Source organism: Variovorax sp. 01T439_2 (assembly GCF_056398445.1).
Genome location: NZ_JBFTPJ010000596.1, coordinates 1 through 3,759, shown reverse-complemented (window position 1 = coordinate 3,759; position 3,759 = coordinate 1). Strand labels below are relative to the sequence as shown.

Annotated in this window: 5 protein-coding genes; 4 read left to right on the top strand and 1 reads right to left on the bottom strand. The window is 67.9% G+C overall.

Translation table 11 applies throughout. From position 1 onward, the window contains the following. The first annotated feature begins 49 nt into the window (after positions 1-49). The 4 genes from AC1DOC_RS24020 to AC1DOC_RS24005 are packed head-to-tail and all read left to right on the top strand — an operon-like array spanning position 50 to position 3,561. Positions 50-1,033, top strand: a complete 984-nt coding sequence (locus tag AC1DOC_RS24020) for a branched-chain amino acid ABC transporter permease (RefSeq protein WP_018907307.1) — start codon at positions 50-52, stop codon at positions 1,031-1,033. A 16-nt stretch (positions 1,034-1,049) separates the two neighbouring features. Beyond that, positions 1,050-2,117 (top strand): branched-chain amino acid ABC transporter permease, encoded by a 1,068-nt coding sequence (locus AC1DOC_RS24015; protein ID WP_478130635.1) that lies wholly within the window; start codon positions 1,050-1,052, stop codon positions 2,115-2,117. Next, the gene (locus tag AC1DOC_RS24010; RefSeq protein ID WP_018907305.1) at positions 2,114-3,001 is read left to right on the top strand and encodes an alpha/beta fold hydrolase; all 888 of its coding nucleotides are present in this window, start codon (positions 2,114-2,116) and stop codon (positions 2,999-3,001) included. The genes AC1DOC_RS24015 and AC1DOC_RS24010 overlap by 4 nt, the downstream gene beginning before the upstream one ends. Before the next feature lie 53 nt (positions 3,002-3,054). Next, positions 3,055-3,561 carry a DUF1993 domain-containing protein gene (locus AC1DOC_RS24005; RefSeq protein WP_018907304.1) on the top strand — a complete coding sequence of 169 codons (507 nt, stop codon included), beginning with the start codon at positions 3,055-3,057 and terminating at the stop codon, positions 3,559-3,561. Here the strand turns inward: AC1DOC_RS24005 and AC1DOC_RS24000 are convergent. After that, positions 3,543-3,759 (bottom strand): ferrochelatase (locus AC1DOC_RS24000; RefSeq protein ID WP_478130634.1); only part of this gene is annotated, 217 nt, incomplete at its 5' end. The genes AC1DOC_RS24005 and AC1DOC_RS24000 overlap by 19 nt on opposite strands.

Here is a 3,759-nt window from a genome sequence, read left to right as displayed (position 1 = left end):
CCCCAACCCTCTCCCGGAGGGAGAGGGAGCAAGAAAGGAAAGCGCAGAAATGAAAGCACTCGACTTCGACTGGAAGCCGCTGCTTCTCGCCCCCATCCTCGCACTGGCCGCGCTGCCGCTCACGGGCTCGTTCTCGACCTGGCTCACGCTCACGGTCGCGGGGCTGGCGATGGGCATGATCATCTTCATCATCGCCTCGGGCCTCACGCTGGTGTTCGGGCTGATGGACGTGCTCAACTTCGGCCACGGCGTGTTCATTGCGCTCGGCGCCTTCGTGGCCAGCAGCGTGCTCGGCCTGATGGGCGACTGGACCGGTTCGGGCGAGCTGTGGCGCAACCTCGTTGCCGTGTTCCCCGCGATGCTGGTCGCCATGGCGGTGGCCGGCGCGGTCGGCCTCGCGTTCGAGCGCTTCATCGTGCGGCCGGTGTACGGCCAGCACCTGAAGCAGATCCTCATCACCATGGGCGGCATGATCATCGGCGAGGAGCTCATCAAGGTGATCTGGGGCCCGGCGCAGATTCCGCTGCCGCTGCCCGAGGCGCTGCGCGGCTCGCTGTTCGTGGCGGACGCGGCCATCAGCAAGTACCGGCTGCTCGCGGTGGCGGTGGGCGTGGTGGTGTTCGGCCTGCTCGCATGGACGCTTGCGCGCACCAAGATCGGCCTCCTGATCCGCGCCGGCGTGCAGGACCGCGAGATGGTCGAGTCGCTGGGCTACCGCATCGGCCGGCTGTTCGTCGGCGTGTTCGTGGTGGGCAGTGCGTTGGCGGGCCTGGGTGGCGTGATGTGGGGGCTGTTCCAGCAGAACCTGGTGCCGCAGATGGGCGCGCAGGTCAACGTGCTGATCTTCATCGTGATCATCATCGGCGGGCTCGGCTCGACGGGCGGCGCGCTCATCGGTGCGCTGCTGGTGGGGCTCATGACCAACTACATCGGCTTCCTGCTGCCCACGCTCACGCAGTTCGCGAGCATCCTGCTGATGGTGGCGGTGCTGCTGTGGCGCCCGCAGGGCGTATACCCGGTGGCGAATCGCTGAGGAAGAAGAGCCCGTCATGTTCCTGAAACGACTTCTCTCCAACGACATGCCCCGCAGCCGCCTGCTGGCGCTGCTGCTGGTGGCGCTGTTCATCGCGCTGGCCTTCGCGCCGTTCATCTTCCCGGGCGTGAAGGCGCTCAGCGTGGCGGCCAAGGTCCTGGTGTTCGTGGTGCTGGTCGCGAGCTTCGACCTGCTCCTGGGCTACACCGGCATCGTGAGCTTCGCGCACACCATGTTCTTCGGCATCGGCGCCTATGGCATTGCCATCTCGGCGTCGCGGCTCGGGCCCAATTGGGGCGCGGTGCTGCTCGGGCTCGCGGCATCGCTCGCGGTCTCGCTGGTGCTCTCGTTCGCGATCGGGCTGTTCTCGCTCAGGGTGCGCGCGATCTTCTTCGCGATGATCACGCTGGCCGTGGCCTCGGCCTTCCAGACGCTGGCCTCGCAGCTGTCGGACTTCACCGGCGGCGAGGACGGCCTGACCTTCAAGCTGCCCGAACTGATCTCGCCGAGCTTCGAGTTCTCCGAGGAGCCCTTCCTCGGCGTCTCGCTCGACGGCCGGCTGCTGTGCTACTACCTGCTCTTCGTGGCTGCGGTGGTGCTGGTGCTCGCGCTGCTGCGCATCGTGAATTCGCCCTTCGGCCGCGTGCTGCAGGCCATCCGCGAGAACGAATTCCGCGCCGAGGCCATCGGCTACCGCGTGGTGGTGTACCGCACCACGGCGGCCRTGCTGTCGGCGCTCTTTGCCACGCTGGCCGGCGCCATGCTCGCGATCTGGCTGCGCTACAACGGGCCCGACACCTCGCTGAGCTTCGAGATCATGATCGACGTGCTGCTGATCGTGGTGATCGGCGGCATGGGCACGATCTACGGCGCGGCCATTGGCGCGGTGCTGTTCGTGGTGGCGCAGAGCTATCTGCAGGACCTGCTGCGCGTGGGCAGCGAGGCCGCGAGCGGGCTGCCATGGCTCGCGGCGCTGCTGTCGCCCGACCGCTGGCTGCTGTGGCTGGGCGTGCTGTTCGTGCTCTCGGTCTATTACTTTCCGACCGGCATCGTCGGCAAGCTTCGGGCGAGGGCCGCGCGATGAGCAGCGATCTTCCGGTTCCGTCTTCCCACTACGCGCAGCTTGCGGGCCGCGAGATCCATTGGCTCGACTGGGGCGCACCGGACGCGCCGGTGGTCATTGCCTGGCACGGCCTCGCGCGCACCTGCCGCGACATGGACGAGTTGGCGCAGCACTTTGCAGCGCGCGGCTTCCGCGTGATCTGTCCCGACACCATCGGCCGCGGCCTGAGCCAGTGGAGTCCGCTGCCCGACGAGGAGTACCAGCTCTCGTTCTATGCGCGCATGGCCGGTGCGCTGTGCGACGAGCTGCGGCTGGACCGCGTGCACTGGGTCGGCACCTCGATGGGCGGCGCCATCGGCACGGTCTGYGCGTCGGGCCTGTTCGAGCCACGCATGAAGGCGCGCATTGCGAGCCTCACGCTCAACGACAACGCACCGCAGCTCGCGCAGGCGGCCATCGAGCGCATCCGCGCCTATGCCGGCGAGCCGCCCGCCTTCGGCACGGTGGCCGAGCTGGAGGCGTTCTTCCGCACGGTCTACAAGCCCTATGGCTGGCTCAGCGATGCGCAGTGGCGCCGCCTGACCGAAAGCTCCACGCGCCGCCTGCCCGACGGCCGCGTGACGCCGCATTACGACCCGGCGATGGTCCGGCAGTTCAGCGCGCACGACAACGACTACCTGATCTGGCCGCACTACGACGTGATCGAGGCGCCGGTGCTGTGCCTGCGCGGTGCCGAGTCGGACCTGGTGCTGCCCGAGGTAACGCAGCAGATGCAGCAGCGGGGGCCGGGCGCCGCCGGGCTGCTGAAGGTGGTCGAAATCCAGGGGTGCGGCCACGCACCCGCGCTCAACGTGCCCGAACAACTGCAGCTGATCGAAGGGTTTATCCGGTCCGCCGGCCGCTAGGCGCGCGTCGGCGAGACAATCGCCGCCGATTTCCAACCACAAGGATCCACGCCATGGCGCTTTCGATGTACGACCTTTCCGTGCCGGTCTTCTCCCGCGGACTCGGCCAGCTCACCCACCTGCTCGAGAAGAGCCTGGCGCACGCCAGGGCCAACGACATCGATCCGGCCACGCTGGTGGACGCGAGGCTCGCACCGGACATGCTCACGCTCGCCGGCCAGATCCAGCGCGCGAGCGATGCCGCGAAGCTCGGCGTGGCGCGCATCGCGGGCATCACGGCGCCGAGTTTTCCCGACGAGGAAAAGACCTATGACGATCTGCTGGCCCGCATCGCGAAGACGCAGCAGTTCCTCGCGACCGTAGAACGCACGCTGGTCGATGGCCAGGAGGAGCGCCCCGTGACCATCAAGACGCGCGAGGGCGAGGCGCATTTCACCGCGCAGCGCTACCTGCTGCAGTTCGCGCTGCCCAACTTCTTCTTCCATGTGACCACCGCCTACGACGTGCTGCGCCACAAGGGCATGCCGATCGGCAAGATGGACTATCTGGGCAAGCTCTGAGCGCTGGCGGCGGGCCGGGTGGGCCAGCCCGCGAGGTTGCGCTCGGCAATGCCCGCCAGCGCGGTGATCCACGCCGGGCTGTCGTTGAGGCAGGGGATGTAGCTGAAGGTCTGGCCGCCCGCATGCAGGAAGGCTTCACGGCCTTCCATGGCAATTTCTTCGAGCGTCTCGAGGCAGTCGGCCGGAAAGCCTGGGCAC